This window comes from Paenochrobactrum gallinarii, from assembly GCF_014205685.1.
GTDB lineage: Bacteria > Pseudomonadota > Alphaproteobacteria > Rhizobiales > Rhizobiaceae > Paenochrobactrum > Paenochrobactrum gallinarii.
Genome location: NZ_JACIIU010000002.1, coordinates 307199 through 321787 on the forward strand (window position 1 = coordinate 307199; position 14589 = coordinate 321787).

General features: G+C 46.5%; 18 protein-coding genes. 9 read left to right on the plus strand and 9 right to left on the minus strand.

The window, feature by feature from the left end:
• Position 1: 1 nt before the first annotated feature.
• The 3 genes from FHS77_RS04170 (at position 2) to FHS77_RS16430 (ending at position 2234) form a co-directional block, all read left to right on the plus strand.
• Positions 2–601: a DUF1214 domain-containing protein gene (locus FHS77_RS04170; RefSeq protein ID WP_246431212.1), complete on the plus strand. Its 600-nt coding sequence runs from the start codon at positions 2–4 to the stop codon at positions 599–601.
• Positions 601–1137, plus strand: coding sequence for a DUF1254 domain-containing protein (locus FHS77_RS04175; protein ID WP_184220413.1), 537 nt, complete (start codon positions 601–603; stop codon positions 1135–1137). The genes FHS77_RS04170 and FHS77_RS04175 overlap by 1 nt, the downstream gene beginning before the upstream one ends.
• A 116-nt stretch (positions 1138–1253) precedes the next feature.
• Entirely contained in the window at positions 1254–2234 is a 981-nt protein-coding gene (locus FHS77_RS16430; RefSeq protein ID WP_184220416.1) for a DUF2336 domain-containing protein, read from the plus strand.
• 11 nt (positions 2235–2245) lie between these two features.
• Here FHS77_RS16430 and FHS77_RS04185 read toward each other — a convergent pair whose 3' ends face one another.
• Genes FHS77_RS04185 through FHS77_RS04195 form a run of 3 tightly spaced genes read right to left on the minus strand, consistent with a single transcriptional unit; the run spans position 2246 to position 5024 of the window.
• Positions 2246–2614 (minus strand): DUF1491 family protein, encoded by a 369-nt coding sequence (locus FHS77_RS04185; RefSeq protein ID WP_184220419.1) that lies wholly within the window; start codon positions 2612–2614, stop codon positions 2246–2248.
• A 12-nt stretch (positions 2615–2626) separates the two neighbouring features.
• The gene (locus FHS77_RS04190; RefSeq protein WP_184220422.1) at positions 2627–3649 is read right to left on the minus strand and encodes a peptidoglycan-binding domain-containing protein; all 1023 of its coding nucleotides are present in this window, start codon (positions 3647–3649) and stop codon (positions 2627–2629) included.
• Entirely contained in the window at positions 3588–5024 is a 1437-nt protein-coding gene (locus tag FHS77_RS04195) for a sensor histidine kinase (RefSeq protein ID WP_184220425.1), read from the minus strand. The genes FHS77_RS04190 and FHS77_RS04195 overlap by 62 nt, the downstream gene beginning before the upstream one ends.
• Before the next feature lie 291 nt (positions 5025–5315).
• Here FHS77_RS04195 and FHS77_RS04200 point away from each other — a divergent pair, with 291 nt between their 5' ends.
• Positions 5316–5711 (plus strand): hypothetical protein, encoded by a 396-nt coding sequence (locus FHS77_RS04200; protein ID WP_184220428.1) that lies wholly within the window; start codon positions 5316–5318, stop codon positions 5709–5711.
• A 141-nt stretch (positions 5712–5852) separates the two neighbouring features.
• Complete coding sequence (locus tag FHS77_RS04205) at positions 5853–6275, plus strand: SufE family protein (RefSeq protein WP_184220431.1); 423 nt, start codon at positions 5853–5855, stop codon at positions 6273–6275.
• Between the two features lie 6 nt (positions 6276–6281).
• Here the strand turns inward: FHS77_RS04205 and FHS77_RS04210 are convergent, their stop codons facing one another.
• Positions 6282–7064, minus strand: coding sequence for a DUF6456 domain-containing protein (locus tag FHS77_RS04210; protein WP_184220434.1), 783 nt, complete (start codon positions 7062–7064; stop codon positions 6282–6284).
• Positions 7064–7513, minus strand: a complete 450-nt coding sequence (locus FHS77_RS04215) for a helix-turn-helix domain-containing protein (RefSeq protein ID WP_184220437.1) — start codon at positions 7511–7513, stop codon at positions 7064–7066. Before FHS77_RS04215 ends, FHS77_RS04210 begins: the two co-directional genes overlap by 1 nt.
• A 225-nt stretch (positions 7514–7738) precedes the next feature.
• Between FHS77_RS04215 and FHS77_RS04220 the strand changes: the two genes are divergently transcribed.
• On the plus strand, positions 7739–8050 hold the full coding sequence (locus FHS77_RS04220) for a cytoplasmic protein (RefSeq protein ID WP_184220440.1): 312 nt from the start codon (positions 7739–7741) through the stop codon (positions 8048–8050).
• Positions 8051–8166: 116 nt separating this feature from the next.
• On the opposite strand, the gene FHS77_RS04225 is transcribed toward FHS77_RS04220, so the two are convergent.
• Positions 8167–8595: a Ros/MucR family transcriptional regulator gene (locus FHS77_RS04225; RefSeq protein ID WP_184220443.1), complete on the minus strand. Its 429-nt coding sequence runs from the start codon at positions 8593–8595 to the stop codon at positions 8167–8169.
• A gap of 566 nt (positions 8596–9161) precedes the next feature.
• Here FHS77_RS04225 and msrB point away from each other — a divergent pair.
• The 3 genes from msrB (at position 9162) to FHS77_RS04240 (ending at position 12162) form a co-directional block, all read left to right on the plus strand.
• On the plus strand, positions 9162–9581 hold the full coding sequence (msrB, locus tag FHS77_RS04230) for a peptide-methionine (R)-S-oxide reductase MsrB (RefSeq protein ID WP_184220446.1): 420 nt from the start codon (positions 9162–9164) through the stop codon (positions 9579–9581).
• A gap of 55 nt (positions 9582–9636) precedes the next feature.
• A complete protein-coding gene (locus FHS77_RS04235) occupies positions 9637–11757 on the plus strand; it encodes a S9 family peptidase (RefSeq protein WP_184220449.1) in 2121 nt (706 codons plus the stop codon).
• A gap of 69 nt (positions 11758–11826) precedes the next feature.
• Complete coding sequence (locus FHS77_RS04240) at positions 11827–12162, plus strand: metallophosphoesterase (RefSeq protein ID WP_184220452.1); 336 nt, start codon at positions 11827–11829, stop codon at positions 12160–12162.
• Positions 12163–12167: 5 nt separating this feature from the next.
• On the opposite strand, the gene FHS77_RS04245 is transcribed toward FHS77_RS04240, so the two are convergent.
• The 3 genes from FHS77_RS04245 to FHS77_RS04255 all read right to left on the minus strand — a co-directional run bounded on the left by FHS77_RS04245 (position 12168) and on the right by FHS77_RS04255 (position 14397).
• Positions 12168–13106, minus strand: a complete 939-nt coding sequence (locus FHS77_RS04245; protein WP_184220455.1) for a cytochrome c — start codon at positions 13104–13106, stop codon at positions 12168–12170.
• Between the two features lie 26 nt (positions 13107–13132).
• Positions 13133–13570, minus strand: coding sequence for a c-type cytochrome (locus FHS77_RS04250; protein ID WP_184220458.1), 438 nt, complete (start codon positions 13568–13570; stop codon positions 13133–13135).
• A 230-nt stretch (positions 13571–13800) separates the two neighbouring features.
• Positions 13801–14397 (minus strand): superoxide dismutase, encoded by a 597-nt coding sequence (locus FHS77_RS04255; RefSeq protein WP_184220461.1) that lies wholly within the window; start codon positions 14395–14397, stop codon positions 13801–13803.
• Positions 14398–14589 lie beyond the last annotated feature (192 nt).

Here is a 14589-nt window from a genome sequence, read left to right on the forward strand (position 1 = left end):
GATGAGGCTGATGTTACACAATCTCTTATTTATTCTGCTCGCACTCATCGTCGCGCTGGGTGGTGGCATATGGTCAGCCCGCTGGGCGCTGGATCATTTTGGCGGTTTCAGTGAACTGGCAACCGGTGAATGGATATCTTACCCCCTCGCCGGCAGCCCGCAAGCCGACCCTTATGCAAAAGCGCGTTCAGCACGCCTGGGCAATTTATCCTTAGGCGCAGCCGAAGGTTTGATTTTTTATGCCCGCACCAGCAGTGACGGCAAGGCGCTGGAGCGCGGTTGCACATATCTCATGTCAGGCACCAGCCCCAATGCACGGTTTTGGACGCTTTTTGCTACCGATAATAACGGCAAACTTTTATCCAATAATAAAGACCTGCCAACATCGCTGCTTTCCAGCAATGTCGTGCAACAAAATGCTGGGCATTTTGACATTACCATCAGCCCGCAAGCCCATGGCAATAATTGGCTGAGTATCAATGGTCGCGGTCAGTTCACCCTTGTGATGACACTTTATGATACGCCCGTTGCCAGCTCTGCAAGCTTTAGCGAAATTCCCATGCCGCGCATTACCGCCCTTCGTGACGGAGGAAAATGCTGATGCTTCGCTTATTATATGCTTGTCTTTTGGGCTTAATTGGTGCCGCGATAATCCATATTCTGATTGTACTCTTAGTGCCGACCTATTCAGATCAAAATGCATGGTCGCAAATCAGCAAGCTTGGCGAACCGCATCAGTTTCATGATCTGGCCAACAGACAAAATCTGACAGCCTCATCTGATCCTTATTTTATTGAAGCGGTCTGCCGTTTTGAGCTCGATGAGCAGGCGGTGCATATACATGCTGAAGGCCTGCTGCCCTTCTGGTCGGTGTCAATTTATAATCGACAGGGTGACAATCTGTTGAATTTTAACGATACGATTGCTGCTGATGGTGATCTTGATCTTATCATTTCACCGCTGTCGCTTGGCCCTGCCCTCAAAGCAAGCTTGGCCGAGGCGCAATCCCATTCTGTTTTGGTAGAACAAGATATCAACGAAGGCATGATCACGTTACGCGCTTTGGTGCCCGATGCAAGCTGGCAGGAGCTTGGCAAGCAAATGCTGAGTGGTGCTAAATGCAGGCCTCTCATCTGATCAGCCATATATTTTTTAACACGGTTAATAAGTTGCTAAGGCTTGTTAGCTAGATTGAAGCGGACTGCATCTTTGTATGTGCGGTTTCAGTTCAGTGTAGCATCGGAGTAACAAGCGTGACCCGTGACCAGTTTCGCGCCTTAGAGGGGTTCTCAATCAATCGAAACCCTGCCGACAGCAAAGCAGATGATCTGCTGAGTGCTGCCATCTCCGGTTATGCTTCGATCACACGTCCCGGCCGTCAGGATTTATTACAGCTTGAAGATCTGGCAATGCCGCTGATTGATTATGCCAGCGCGAAAGGCAAACGGGATGCAGCAATGCGACTGGTGCAAATGTATGAAGCACCACACAGTCTCGTCTTCAAACTGGCACATGAACCAACCAATATTTCCGCACCGCTTTTGCTGCGCTCTGATGCTCTGTCGACCAGTGATTTATTGTATCTGATTGAAGCCAGAGGATTGGCGCATGCACGCATTATCGCCCGCCGCCGACCTCAAGATGCTCTGCTCACCGGCTTGTTGCAAAGCTTTGCCGATCCGGAGATTGACCGCATCCTTGCGCAAGAAATTGACTTAGATGCGCCGCACAGCCTTGATGCATCTAGCGTCAAAGTGCCGGAAAAAACCAATTCGCAAAAGCTGACGCAAATTCACCAGCAGCTCAACTTGATGATGCGTGATGCCAATACTGAGTTGGAAAAAGCACCAGTACGCCATCTGCCGCCCGTATCGTCTTATCAAGTGCCGGAAAACCATCTGATCGACAGTGCATTGCTGATTAATCCGGACTTTTTCCGTGTCGCCCTTGCTGACGCATTAGGTGTTAGTCTGGAACGGGCAAAACATATCATCGGTGAATGGCCAAGTTCACAATTACCGATTGCGCTTAAAGCGCTAAACTTAACAGCACAAGATTGCTATCTGATCTTAACTGCCGTTCTTGGCACCATTCATGGTGATCGTGATAGTTTGCGCGATTTTGTGCATATTTATCGCTCAATCGATCCTGAAACGGCACAACAGATTGTCCAGCGATGGCAGGCTGCCGATGTGGTGGTTGAACATGATACGCAGACAAAAACCGCGATTTAAGCAGTCACTTTTCAGGCATAAGGATCTGGCACAATAGAGATATAAGGTGCCAGATCAGCAATATCTTCGATCTCTAAAATCCATAAATCGCTGTCGAATTTCTTCTCAGCATTCAGCCGCTTCTCACAGGCTTCACTATCAGCATTTGATAATGACAATATAAAACTGCGCTCGTCCGGCTTGCGCTCATCATAAGCTGATTGCGGGGCTGGCGTATATAGCTCCCATGTTTCTTCATGAAAATTTTGTGACGCCAGCCGCTTTTTGATGAAAATTGCTCCTGCCTCGCCCGAGCCACGCTCAGCCAAATAAGCAAAGCCATTATCGCCACGAATACGACGTATCAGGGCTGCAACCCAAAACTCAGATGTAAGGCGCATGGACAGGCTCCGTTAGCTGATCAGACCAATTTCACGCATTTTGCCGATCAGCTGCATATCTACCTGTCCCGTTATTTGCATGTCGAAAAGCTTCTGGAACTCTCGGATTGCATCCTGCGTCGACTGTCCGGCAACACCGTCAACAATGATCAGATCGTTGCCAAAGGCTTTCAAGCCTGCCTGCACACGCACAATATCCTGCGAAGTCACAGGCTTCGCATTGGTCGTGAGTGAAGCAGTCACGGTTTCAGGGCGTGTACGCTCATTCGGCTTTACAGCGGCCTGTTCTGCGGCTTCCAGTTTTGGCGGTGCATTGGATGTCACAACTCTGTCAACAGCTACAGTATTCTGCGGCTTGGGGCGCGCCTCCGGCACGGCCACCTGAATGATATTTTCGATACTTGGCTGCGCGGCAGCCTTGTCCGTGTTTTGTTGAGGCGCGGTATTCACACCTGCCTTTTTCTGCAATAATTGCCATTGCTCTACCGCCTGCCTTGTTTTTGGCCCCGGAAGCCCGTCAACCGCACCGTCATAAAGGCCAAGCGATCGTAACTTTTGCTGAATTTTGGCAATTTCCAGATCAGCATTAGGTGCTAAAGCCGGCAATTCATCGGTTAACTCGACACTATCCAAAGATGCAACTTGGCTGGTTGCAGTTTGCTCAGAATCATTCTTTTGCGTCGGTACCGGATCAGGCTCAGATGCACCACTACTATCATTCGTATTTGCTTTTTGAGACAACAGGCTTGGCTTTGGTGTTGGAACAAAAACCAAATCCGGTCTCGTGCGGAAAAATAAATTGTCATGGGATTGCGGCTGATACCACAAAGCATTGGCGGAGACGAAACCCATCACCACCAAAAAAGCCGTGGCACCGCCGGTCAAAACAGGATTACGCACCATAAAGCGGCCGGCGAACACAGCTCCCGACGCAATACTGGTCAATAAAAATCCGACAAAACGCTCGCTTAGGTTACGCGATCTTTCGTTCCTGCGATTGTTTCTTTTCACCGGACTGGTCTTCCTGCCTGACATATTTCCTTCCAATCTGCAGACGGTTGATATTCAAAACCGTCACACCTTCCGCTTCATCCTTTTCAGCCTGCGCGATCAATTCCTGCTGCTGCCAGTTCACATCCTTCGTCGGCCCGTTGAGCGGCAAACGTATAGTGACAATTGTGCCTTTACCGAGACGGCTGGTGATTTCAAACTGTCCTTCATGTTTTTCAACTAAAGCTTTCACGAGTGAAAGACCAAGCCCTACCCCTTCCGAGCCAGCAAAAGCGCCTGCGCCCACTTGCGTGAAGGGTTGACCAAGACGCTCGATATCATCTTCCGCTATACCGACACCATTATCAGAAATAGTGAAAACCATCTGCTTGTTATGGCTGCTATCTTTAAAGCCATCCAGCGTCACACATCCGCCCATAGGGGTAAACTTCACCGCATTAGCCATCAGATTAATCAAAATCTGCTGCACAGCACGCTGATCGGCAATCATATTACCAATTGAGCTGTGGATACGGTCACATAAAATAACCTGTCTTTGCTCCGCTTGCGGTGCCAGAATATTCATTGACAGATGCACCGCCTCACGGATTGAGAAATCCTGCGGTTTGATCTGATAGGTTCCGGCCTCAATTTTCGAAGCATCCAGAATAGTATTAACGATATCCAGCGAATAAAGCCCGGAGCGTTGAATAAGCCCTGCATAATCACGCTGTTTTTCATTTTCAAATCGGCAGCCCATTTCATGCAGCAATAAATCCGAAAAGCCGATAATCGCGTTTAACGGGTTGCGCAGTTCATGGCTGAGTGAAGCCAGCGCGTGACTACTTGAAGCCGCCATATCTTGCAAGTCCTGCCGCAATTGTACCAATTCTTCCGCTTGGCTCACCTGCACGTCACTTGCAACCGCAGTCAAATAAATCCTGTTTTCCATATGACACGGCTGCATCAGCACACCATGAATACGGAAATAGTGATGCTCCACGCTTTGACGGTGGTCATCCCGCGTCACCACTGTCCGGATGCGAACATGACAGGCTGTATTGCTGATATCACGCTGATGCCGAATATCAGCCATCAACTGCAGATAATAAATACGATCGGACACATGAACGCGATCAAGCAATAAAGAGCCAATCAACACGTCGCGGCTTACGCCGAGCATCTGCGATGAATGGTCGGAAATATCCGTAATCATGCCATCGAGATCAAGATGAAACCCCAGACCACCAAATGCTTGTTCCGTCAGTGCAATTTGATCGAAAGCCGCTGCCTTGGCATTGGTTCCCCGCTTTGAAAAATCATCATGAAGCAGCCCGCAGCTTTTTATCGCTGCCTGCAAATTCTTCACTAAATTTTTAAAGATTGAACCCAACAGATCACACGCTCCAACTCTGGTCATCACCAGACTGCCTCAATGATTCCCATCATCAATAAGTCTGATTGATATGCAGCATGACGCGCAGCCTTTAATGAAAGGATAAAAAACGTGCCTGTCAGCGCCGCTAAATGGTCTTTTTTTCAAGGAACACTAAGGCTTTTATCGCTATGGTAAATGGAGCGTTTACCCCTCAGCCTCAAAAGCTTAGATAAAGATAATATTGTGCAATGACTGCCATGGTGACGATTCACGATAATTAAAGAAGATTGCTGCTATAGTTGCCAATCTGCACAAGAAAGGCACGATAACATAATGATACGGTTCATTCTTAAATCCGTGTTTTGGCTGTCACTGGCCTTTATCGTCATGCCCAAAATTATCAGTCCAGATACGGATCAGGCGCAGCGGGACAATGCTAAAATCACACTGCCTTCGCAAGATAAAATAGATGAAATCATCATTGCCAGCCAAACAGCGGCCGAAGTCGGCAGTTTCTGCTATAACAATCCCGTTTTATGCATAGAGGGCAAAAACATCTTGTCGGCTGCCGGTTCCGGCTTACTTGAAGGCAGCGGAAAATTGCTTGATTTTTTAAGCGACCAGTTTGGTGGTGAACAGGCAAAAGAAGCGCCTTCCCATATGGACGCAGATACAAGCTCTTCGCAAAACACTAGCAATCAAGTGCCACTACCAAATCATCGCCCTTAAAAAGCCTTTTAAAATAAAGTGCCTTATTGTGATGACGGACGTTCATGACTGCGCTATACAAGTCTGCATTCATTGCACGTTTTAGTGCAATGATTACATTTACGTGTAAAATTTACACCAAAAGGTAAGACGACCAAAATCATGACTGATAGTAAAATCGACAGCATTATTTCCGATTTCGAATTTTTGGATGATTGGGAAGACCGTTATCGTTATGTGATCGATTTGGGCAAAGATCTCGCCCCCTATCCGGATGATGCAAGAGGTGCTGAATATAAAGTGCAGGGCTGCGTCAGTCAGGTTTGGCTTAAGCGCTTACCTTACCAAGGCAATGATCCCGTACTGACATTCTTAGGTGATTCCGATGCGCATATCGTGCGCGGGCTTGTGGCACTGGTTCTGGCATTTTATGAAGGCAAACGCGCTTCCGAAATCATCAAAACGGATCCGGAAGAGCTCCTGAAAACATTGGGACTTGATGAGCACCTCACCCCGCAGCGCTCCAATGGTTTACGTGCAATGATCACGCGTATTCGTGCTGAAGCGCAAGAAGCATTGCTCTAATTTAATCTATAAAGCAGGGCGATAACCATGCGCCCCCCAATGCAAAATGCCTGCAGATGTCCGGCCTTGGGCGATCGGATGATAGTGCCTGTGCAACATCGACAATCCGGTTTTAATCATCATCTTGGCCGAGCGCGCCGGCCATGATCGCTCGGTTTCCACCTGTGTAACTGTTTTTAAAAAACAGCAAATATCCACCAATGCACCGCTGAGTTCCGGCCCCACAGCATCCAGCGCTTTTTCCACACGCAGCCGCGCTGAAAGCGCTCCGTCGCTCAGTTCTACTCCGCCATGCGTCGCGCCACGACTATGACTGATAACATGTGCCTCCCAATTTGATGTGATACGCGGCATCATGGAGCCACGGGTAAAGTCAGACCGTAAACGCTCGCCAGCGTTAAACTCTTCTTCAGTCAGAAAACTCTGCCCGCTGCTGTTTTTCATCCGATATAGCACCGCTAAAGGCGATTCAGCCAGATTGGCTTTGACCCTCTTCTGACAAACTTCATTTTCAAGATGAATATCAGCAAGACGACTGTTTTTCTGCAGTTTTATATAATCAACGCCTTGCAGGCTCAGGCTGATTTTCTCGTCTTTATGAGCCTGCAAGTAGCCCTCACGGGCAAGTCCCACAAGGCAATCCTGCGATACAGAAACCGACCCATGAGCTGAACTCAAAATAATCATGTCCTGTTTTGCGCCCTGCTCGGGTTTGGCAGGGCTTTTTTGCAAGAATTTCAGCACCCGCATAACATTCATGTCGTGCTTACTCACATCCTGAAAGATCATTATTTTGCCCTCCTTTGCATCGCAAAAGCAGTTGCAACAATACGTTCAAAACTCAGAACAATCTGATCAAACTCCTCGTCATCACGTAGATTTTCAATCTGATGACACGCATACATCACTGTTGATCTGTCGCGTCCGAAACCAAGTGCTACTGTTGTCATCGGCATACTGAACATTGTATGCGCAACATACATGCCGATTTGTCTGATCCGCGCAATTTCCTTGGTACCACGCACAGAATTGCGCAACTCACTGCCACAGACGCCAAAAGCATCACTGAGTAAATCAAGCACACCGTCACAAATTTCCAGCGCGTTCTTTTTAAACCGTGTTGATCGTTTTTTTAAATTGTCCAACCGCACTGGCCGTATTTGTCGTGCAGCGATCATTTCCAGGGCTTGATAAGCCTCTGCCTGAACACGAATAACGCCAGAAATTTGAAAAGACATACACCCCTCCGCTAAAACAGGAATATATTCTTATACACCAAATCACGTAAACGAGGATAACTTTCTTAAATGAATCACTAAATTCTGTAATTATCCAGAGCATAATACAATAAATGAAATATTTTAAGGATTATTATCCTACAATTGGATTTACAGGCGACAATGATCCTAAGGCGAAAGATTCTTTTCTCGCCACCAACAGTCATAAAACGGGATCAATGATTCATGCAGTGTACTATTTTCAAACAGAATATCGCGACATTTAAAGCAGAAAAACAACGTCTTGCCCAACATGCCGTTCAGCGCGCAGCGCTCCAGATACTGGCTAATATGGATATAGATAAGATTATGGTGGCGCCATTGGGCGAAAAAGAAAATGCCATGAGAAAACTTCGCCGCCTGATTGAGCGTGAACGGTTAAAAGGCACTGCCGGTCACTGGTCTTATGATTTAAACCGGCACATCGCCCTCAAGCAGGCACTCGACAGAATAAAGCATGGTCTACTGCCTCAAACCTTGCCAGCTACCATTCAGTAGCGCCATAGAAACTGTCAAAAACACAAAAAAAACCATACTTCGGCGCAAAGACCAAAGTATGGTTTTAAATTTATTCAATGACGACTTGTCGTATCAAATAAGCTGATTTTAATAGATCAAGCTTCTTTTGCTTTACGGCCAAGCCCCATTTTCTTAGCAAGATTGGAGCGCGCTTTTGCGTAGTTTGGAGCAACCATTGGGTAGTTTGGCTCCAGATCCCACTTTTCGCGATATTGTTCAGGTGTCAGGTTGAAGTGGGTCATCAGGTGACGCTTCAGCGACTTAAATTTTTTGCCGTCTTCCAGGCAGATGATGTAATCATCGGTCACTGATTTCTTCGGGTTCACTGCCGGTTTTGGTTTTTCTACCACTGGCGCTTCCTCAACGCGCACTTCTGTGCGGGAGAATGCTGCGTGAACATCGGTGATCAATGCCGGGAGATCACTCGGACGAATGGAATTATTGCCAACATAAGCTGCAACGATGTCGGCTGTTAAGCTCAACAGCAGATCACGGCTAGCATCATATTCGTCATTATGGTCCATTATGGTTCCTTTAGTTATATTTATGCAAGGCAATATCGACCGTTGATATGGCGTTTGCTGAAGAATTCAAGCTGATAACTTATTAGTTATAACTGCATCCCGCTTATTCAAGGGGATATGGCTAATTAATGACAAAAAGTCAAATATTTTTACTCAAAAAAAACATGAATCAGAGCATTAAAAGCATTACAGATACAAATGAGTTCACAAAAAAGTGGGATATACTAAGTCAACCTTATGATTATCTGGAATAATCCTTGCCTTTAAAGGAACTTAACAGTGCTAAGTGATAAAATTTATAAAATTTTACATAACATATATATAAATCATTCTATTATTAAGCGCAAATAATTGCGGCAACTTCATGTCAACATAAAGAATACTTATGTATTAAAGCTCTTAAAATTTCCGATATACAATATTATATTAAACTAAAGCATCAGTCCACTATCAATGATACATTGAAAAAATACAATAATGTAAATGTAACTCCATACAGGACAGCTCGTACATAAATTGCTATTATGATTTTTAAATCAGAACATGACTGTATCAAAGGAAAAGCTATGTCCGATGAAACAACCCGCAAACGCCCGCTGAAAGTTATAAAAACAGATACTGAATGGCGTGAACAATTAACCGACATTCAATACCAAATAACCCGCCAGCATGGCACCGAACGCGCTTTCTCCAGTCCGGACTTCAACAGCAGCCTCCAAGGACGCTATCTGTGTGTTTGCTGTGACCAGCCGCTTTATAGTTCAAAAGCCAAATATGATTCAGGTTCAGGCTGGCCGAGTTTCTTTGAACCAATCAATGAAGATGCCATAGCACTCTTTGAAGATCACTCTTACGGGATGCATCGCACAGAAATTCGTTGTGCCGATTGCGATGCGCATTTAGGTCATCGCTTTCCAGATGGCCCCCAACCGACAGGCTTGCGCCATTGTATTAATGGCAATGCAATGATCTTCGTTGAAGATTAATCAAAATAATTGACCACGTCCTACCGACAGACCAATTCAAAATACCGGAAATTTCATGTCATCTCCGATTTTCAAATCCGTTACAGCGCCGAATACTGCAAAGAAGCCGCAAATCTCAACTTATCATAACTTTACACGCATAGATGATTATGCTTGGCTTCGTGCAGATAATTGGCAGGAAATGTTCAAAGATCCCAGCCAGTTAGCTAGCGATATACGCGACCACCTCAATGAAGAAAACGCCTATCAAAAAGATCTGATGCAGGACACAGAAATCCTGCAAGCAACCTTATTTGCTGAAATGAAAGGCCGCATCAAAGAAGATGATGCCTCTATTCCGGTAAAAGACGGCGCTTATGCTTATGGAAGTCTTTATGAAAAAGGCGGAGAGCAACCGCATGTTTTCCGTACACCTCGCGATGGTGGTGACAAAGAAATTTTGTTGAATGGTGACAAAGAAGCGGAAGGAAAAGCCTACTTTCGGCTGGCTTCAACTGACGCCTCCCCCGATCATAAACTGATGCTTTGGGGCTATGATGACAAAGGCTCGGAGTTTTTTACACTCAAAGTCCGTGACCTGACCACCAAAACTGATCTGAGTGATATCATCGTCGATACGGATGGCAGCGGCGCGTGGGATGCGCAGGCAAATGGCTTTTTCTATGCGCATCTGGACGAAAACCATCGCCCATCCAAGCTTTTCTACCACAAACAAGGCACAGATCAGACACAAGACAACTTGATATACGAAGAAAAAGACGCAGGCTTTTTCATGAGCGTCAGTTCCAATGCGCTCAATGATTTTATCTCGATTGATATTAACGATCACGAGACCTCGGAATGCTGGCTGATCCCTGCCGATCAACCGGATGCCAAACCGCAACTCGTTTTAAAACGTGAAACCGGCATTCAATATGATCTGGCATCCGGTGGCGAAGTTTTCTACATTCTGACCAATATTGACGGTGCTAAAGATTTTAAAATCATGACAGCACCAACCAACGCACCACAACGCGAAAACTGGAAAGACTTAGTTGCCGAAAAACCCGGCACACTTATTCTGGCGCATGGGGTTTATAAAAATCATCTGGTCTGGCTGGAGCGCAATAACGGCCTGCCGCTCATTATGATCCATGACCGTAAAACCGGCGAACAACATGCAATCAGCTTTGATGAAGAAGCATATTCACTCGGCCTGCAAGGCAGTGCAGAATATGACACGGATACAATCCGCTTTTCATATTCATCCATGACCACGCCAAGCCAGCAGTTTGAATATAATATGGCGACGCGTGAACGTAAGCTCTTAAAAACGCAGGAAGTTCCATCCGGCCACGATCCGAAAAACTATATCACCAAGCGCTTGATGGTTCCGGCACGCGACGGTGAGCAAATACCTGTCTCTATTGTTTATCATCGCGAAACCGTGCTTGATGGCTCTGCTCCTTGCCTGCTTTATGGCTATGGTTCCTACGGCATTACCATTCCTGCAAGCTTCAACACCAATTGCCTTTCCTTGGTAAACCGAGGCTTCGTCTATGCGATTGCACATATTCGCGGCGGTAAGGACAAGGGTTTTGCTTGGTACGAAAACGGCAAGCGCGCCCAAAAAACCAATACATTCTATGATTTCATTGATGCTGCACGCTATTTGGCTGAGCAAAAATACACCAGTTCAGATAAAATCGTTGCGCATGGCGGTTCAGCCGGCGGTATGTTGATGGGCGCTGTGGCCAATATGGCACCTGATGCCTTTGGTGCAATTATTGCTGAAGTACCGTTTGTGGATGTGCTCAACACAATGCTGGATGATACATTGCCGCTCACCCCGCCCGAATGGCCGGAATGGGGCAACCCGCTGACAAGCAGCGAAGACTACCAGACCATTGCAGCCTATTCACCTTATGACAATGTGTCCGTGCAAGCCTATCCGCCTATTCTGGCAGTCGCTGGCCTCACCGACCCGCGCGTGACCTATTGGGAGCCAGCCAAATGGGTGGCACGACTGCGCGAATTGAAGACGGATAATAATCCGGTTCTCTTCCGAACCAATATGGATGCCGGTCATGCCGGTGCTTCAGGGCGTTTTTCACGTTTGGAAGAAGTCGCTTATTCTTATGCTTTTGCCCTTAAATCAACCGGCAAGCTAAGTGCGGAACCATTTGCTGCGCAATAGTGTTATAGAGATGATCAAAACCGGTCAGTTAAAACTGGCCGGTTCACACATTTGCAGGGATTAAATCAGATGCAATATAAATTCTGTTTTACCACACTATGTTCTGCTGCTTTACTGGCAGGTCTTACCTTTACCGGTGTTCAAAACAGTGCAGCAGCGGTGCGAAAAGATGTCAGCGAACATGCAGGCAAAAACTGCACAACACCACCAAAGGGCAGCGGTGTTGTTGTTGGCCTGTTTACCGGCACAGCAGAGCGCAAGTTTTTTCCATATGACAGCAATACATCGCTCAACCGCTATAAGTGCTTTACAAGCATGAGTGAATGCCAGGGCTGGCTCTATACAATGAATACACTTTATTCAGTGAATGGCCCAACCCCGGTTTCACGCTGCTTTATCCGGTAAAAATTTTACTTTGCCGGATAACCGTTGGCATGTGCCGGAATAGCCTTCAAATAGGCCGCAATCGCTTCACGGTCAGATGCTGGCAGAAGCTTCATATTCTCGACAACACTGGTCATTGAGCCTCCGAGCGAGTCAAAATCCGGGGTAAATCCGGTTTCAAGCGAATAAGCAATATCGCTGGCACCCCAGCTGCCAATGCCACCCTGCCCGCTGGTAATGTTTGGCACAATACCAGGCTTACCGTCAGAGCCGATTTCCGCTGACACGGCACCTGCCATCCATTGATCGGTTTTCAAGCCGCCAATAACACCGCGCGGTGTATGGCATTCAGCACAGTGCCCCAGGCTTTCAGTCAGATATTGACCGCGCTTCAACTGATCGGACGCATCATCTGCCAAGGCAATGACCGGCTCATCTGAAAGATAAAGCTGCTTCCACAACCCTAAACCGCGACGTACATTAAACGGAAAGCTGAGCTTATGATCTGCTGCCACATTATCGGTTTTAGGCAGCGTTTTCATGAAAGCAAAAAGGTCAGCCACATCTTGCGGCTGCATTTTGGCGTATGATGTATAAGGGAATGAAGGATATAAATGGGTGCCATCAGGTGCCACACCCTTCATCATTGCATCAAAAAACTGTTGCTGTGTCCAGTTACCAATGCCCTGTTCTGACGGAGAAATATTGGGCGAAACAAACGTACCAAATGGTGACACCAACTCATGACCGCCGGTCAAGACCCATTTATCATCACCTTTTGCACCGGGTGCAGCATGGCATGATGCGCAACCACCGGCATTAAAAACCAATTCACCATTGGCCAAGTCAGGTTTTTTCAAAGATGCGATCACTTTCGCATCAACGGTTTCAGGGGCAGTTAAAATCCAAAAAGCAGATGCACCGGCTATCGCGCCAAGCACCCCGATGTAAATAATTTTACGCATTCCAACTACCCCTAAAATTCAATCAGTTATTTCTTAATACGGTAAATTTCATGACAAGCGCTGCAATTGGCTGCAACCTGCTGGAATACCGGCTTCAACTGATCCAGATCCTGCGGGGTGGCTGTTGCAGCCTTGGCAGCATCTTCACGGAACTTATTCACATGGGCAGTAAAGTCTTCCATATTCTGCCAGATAGCAGGCGCTGCTTCTGTTTCGCCGCCTTTATCTGACCCTTCAGGGAACAGAGCAACCGGATCATACTTATCCGCTGATACCTGAATGGTTTTCAGAGCTTCGATCGCTTTTTCACTGTCAAAAGGTGCTTCGCCCTTCATCATCGCGCCCATAACGCCTACGGATTTACCGATATCCTTCATAATGGCCTTGCGATCTTCAATCACGTCGGCATGAGCAATACCGCTGAATAGCGCCAATGCGGTTGAGATCATTAGAAACTTGCGCATGAAGTACCTCCAAAAGATAATGTGCAATCAATGCAAAAAATTATCTGACCCAAATCAGACAACAGCCAAATCGGCAAGAGAAAGTCCAATTTGTCCTTATAGAAGACTTATGTCCGAAATTTGAATATGAATGATAAAAAATTGTGCATAATTAGTGAACAATATTGTCGCACAAAATAAAAGCCCCTCAAAAGGGGCTTCTACTATTTTGATCAGGCAATGCTTAAAAATTAAGCCTGTTCGTACATTTCCAATACGTAATCCCAGTTGATCAGGCTATCAACAAAGGCTTCCATATATTTAGGACGCGCATTGCGGTAGTCGATGTAATAAGAGTGTTCCCAAACATCCACACCGAGAATTGGCTTCGCACCATAAACCAGCGGGTTTTCGCCGTTTGCGGTCTTGGAGATTTCGAGCTTGCCGTCTTTGACCGACAACCATGCCCAGCCGGAACCGAACTGGCCAACGCCAGCTGCGATGAAATCTTCACGGAACTTGTCGTAACCGCCCAGATCAGAATCGATAGCTTTTTGCAAAGCAGCAGGGATTTTCTTGCCGCCGCCATCTTTCTTCATCCATTTCCAAAAATGGATGTGGTTGTAATGTTGACCGGCATTGTTAAAGAGACCCTGATTTTTTCCAAAGCTTTCTTTAATGATTTCTTCCAGGCTTTTACCTTCAAGGCCGGAGCCTTCGAGCAGCTTGTTACCATTGGTTACATAAGCCAGATGATGCTTGTCATGGTGAAACTCGAGGGTCTCACGGGACATGAACGGAGCAAGTGCTTCATAATCATACGGCAGTTCTGGTAATTCAAAAGCCATTTGGAACTCTCCTCTTTACTTCAATTGATATGGGAACATTGAATGAACCCGCAAACTAACATTCTTTACATAGTCCTCTGGCGGGAAACTCGCAATGGGGGAAGCATATAATTTTACAAGATTTTCATTGGAAAATTAAAATTATCCGAATATGAAGCCGTCACCCCTCTTCACTATCAGGCCTTGCTGAAG

What these genes read in the sequence shown, in the direction of transcription:
- FHS77_RS04170 (WP_246431212.1), top strand. Translation starts at nt 2, where the DNA reads ATGAGGCTGATGTTACACAATCTCTTATTTATTCTGCTCGCACTCATC.
- FHS77_RS04175 (WP_184220413.1), top strand. Translation starts at nt 601, where the DNA reads ATGCTTCGCTTATTATATGCTTGTCTTTTGGGCTTAATTGGTGCCGCG.
- FHS77_RS04185 (WP_184220419.1), bottom strand. Translation starts at nt 2,614, where the DNA reads ATGCGCCTTACATCTGAGTTTTGGGTTGCAGCCCTGATACGTCGTATT.
- FHS77_RS04190 (WP_184220422.1), bottom strand. Translation starts at nt 3,649, where the DNA reads ATGTCAGGCAGGAAGACCAGTCCGGTGAAAAGAAACAATCGCAGGAAC.
- FHS77_RS04195 (WP_184220425.1), bottom strand. Translation starts at nt 5,024, where the DNA reads ATGACCAGAGTTGGAGCGTGTGATCTGTTGGGTTCAATCTTTAAAAAT.
- FHS77_RS04200 (WP_184220428.1), top strand. Translation starts at nt 5,316, where the DNA reads ATGATACGGTTCATTCTTAAATCCGTGTTTTGGCTGTCACTGGCCTTT.
- FHS77_RS04205 (WP_184220431.1), top strand. Translation starts at nt 5,853, where the DNA reads ATGACTGATAGTAAAATCGACAGCATTATTTCCGATTTCGAATTTTTG.
- FHS77_RS04210 (WP_184220434.1), bottom strand. Translation starts at nt 7,064, where the DNA reads ATGATCTTTCAGGATGTGAGTAAGCACGACATGAATGTTATGCGGGTG.
- FHS77_RS04215 (WP_184220437.1), bottom strand. Translation starts at nt 7,513, where the DNA reads ATGTCTTTTCAAATTTCTGGCGTTATTCGTGTTCAGGCAGAGGCTTAT.
- FHS77_RS04220 (WP_184220440.1), top strand. Translation starts at nt 7,739, where the DNA reads ATGCAGTGTACTATTTTCAAACAGAATATCGCGACATTTAAAGCAGAA.
- FHS77_RS04225 (WP_184220443.1), bottom strand. Translation starts at nt 8,595, where the DNA reads ATGGACCATAATGACGAATATGATGCTAGCCGTGATCTGCTGTTGAGC.
- msrB (WP_184220446.1), top strand. Translation starts at nt 9,162, where the DNA reads ATGTCCGATGAAACAACCCGCAAACGCCCGCTGAAAGTTATAAAAACA.
- FHS77_RS04235 (WP_184220449.1), top strand. Translation starts at nt 9,637, where the DNA reads ATGTCATCTCCGATTTTCAAATCCGTTACAGCGCCGAATACTGCAAAG.
- FHS77_RS04240 (WP_184220452.1), top strand. Translation starts at nt 11,827, where the DNA reads ATGCAATATAAATTCTGTTTTACCACACTATGTTCTGCTGCTTTACTG.
- FHS77_RS04245 (WP_184220455.1), bottom strand. Translation starts at nt 13,106, where the DNA reads ATGCGTAAAATTATTTACATCGGGGTGCTTGGCGCGATAGCCGGTGCA.
- FHS77_RS04250 (WP_184220458.1), bottom strand. Translation starts at nt 13,570, where the DNA reads ATGCGCAAGTTTCTAATGATCTCAACCGCATTGGCGCTATTCAGCGGT.
- FHS77_RS04255 (WP_184220461.1), bottom strand. Translation starts at nt 14,397, where the DNA reads ATGGCTTTTGAATTACCAGAACTGCCGTATGATTATGAAGCACTTGCT.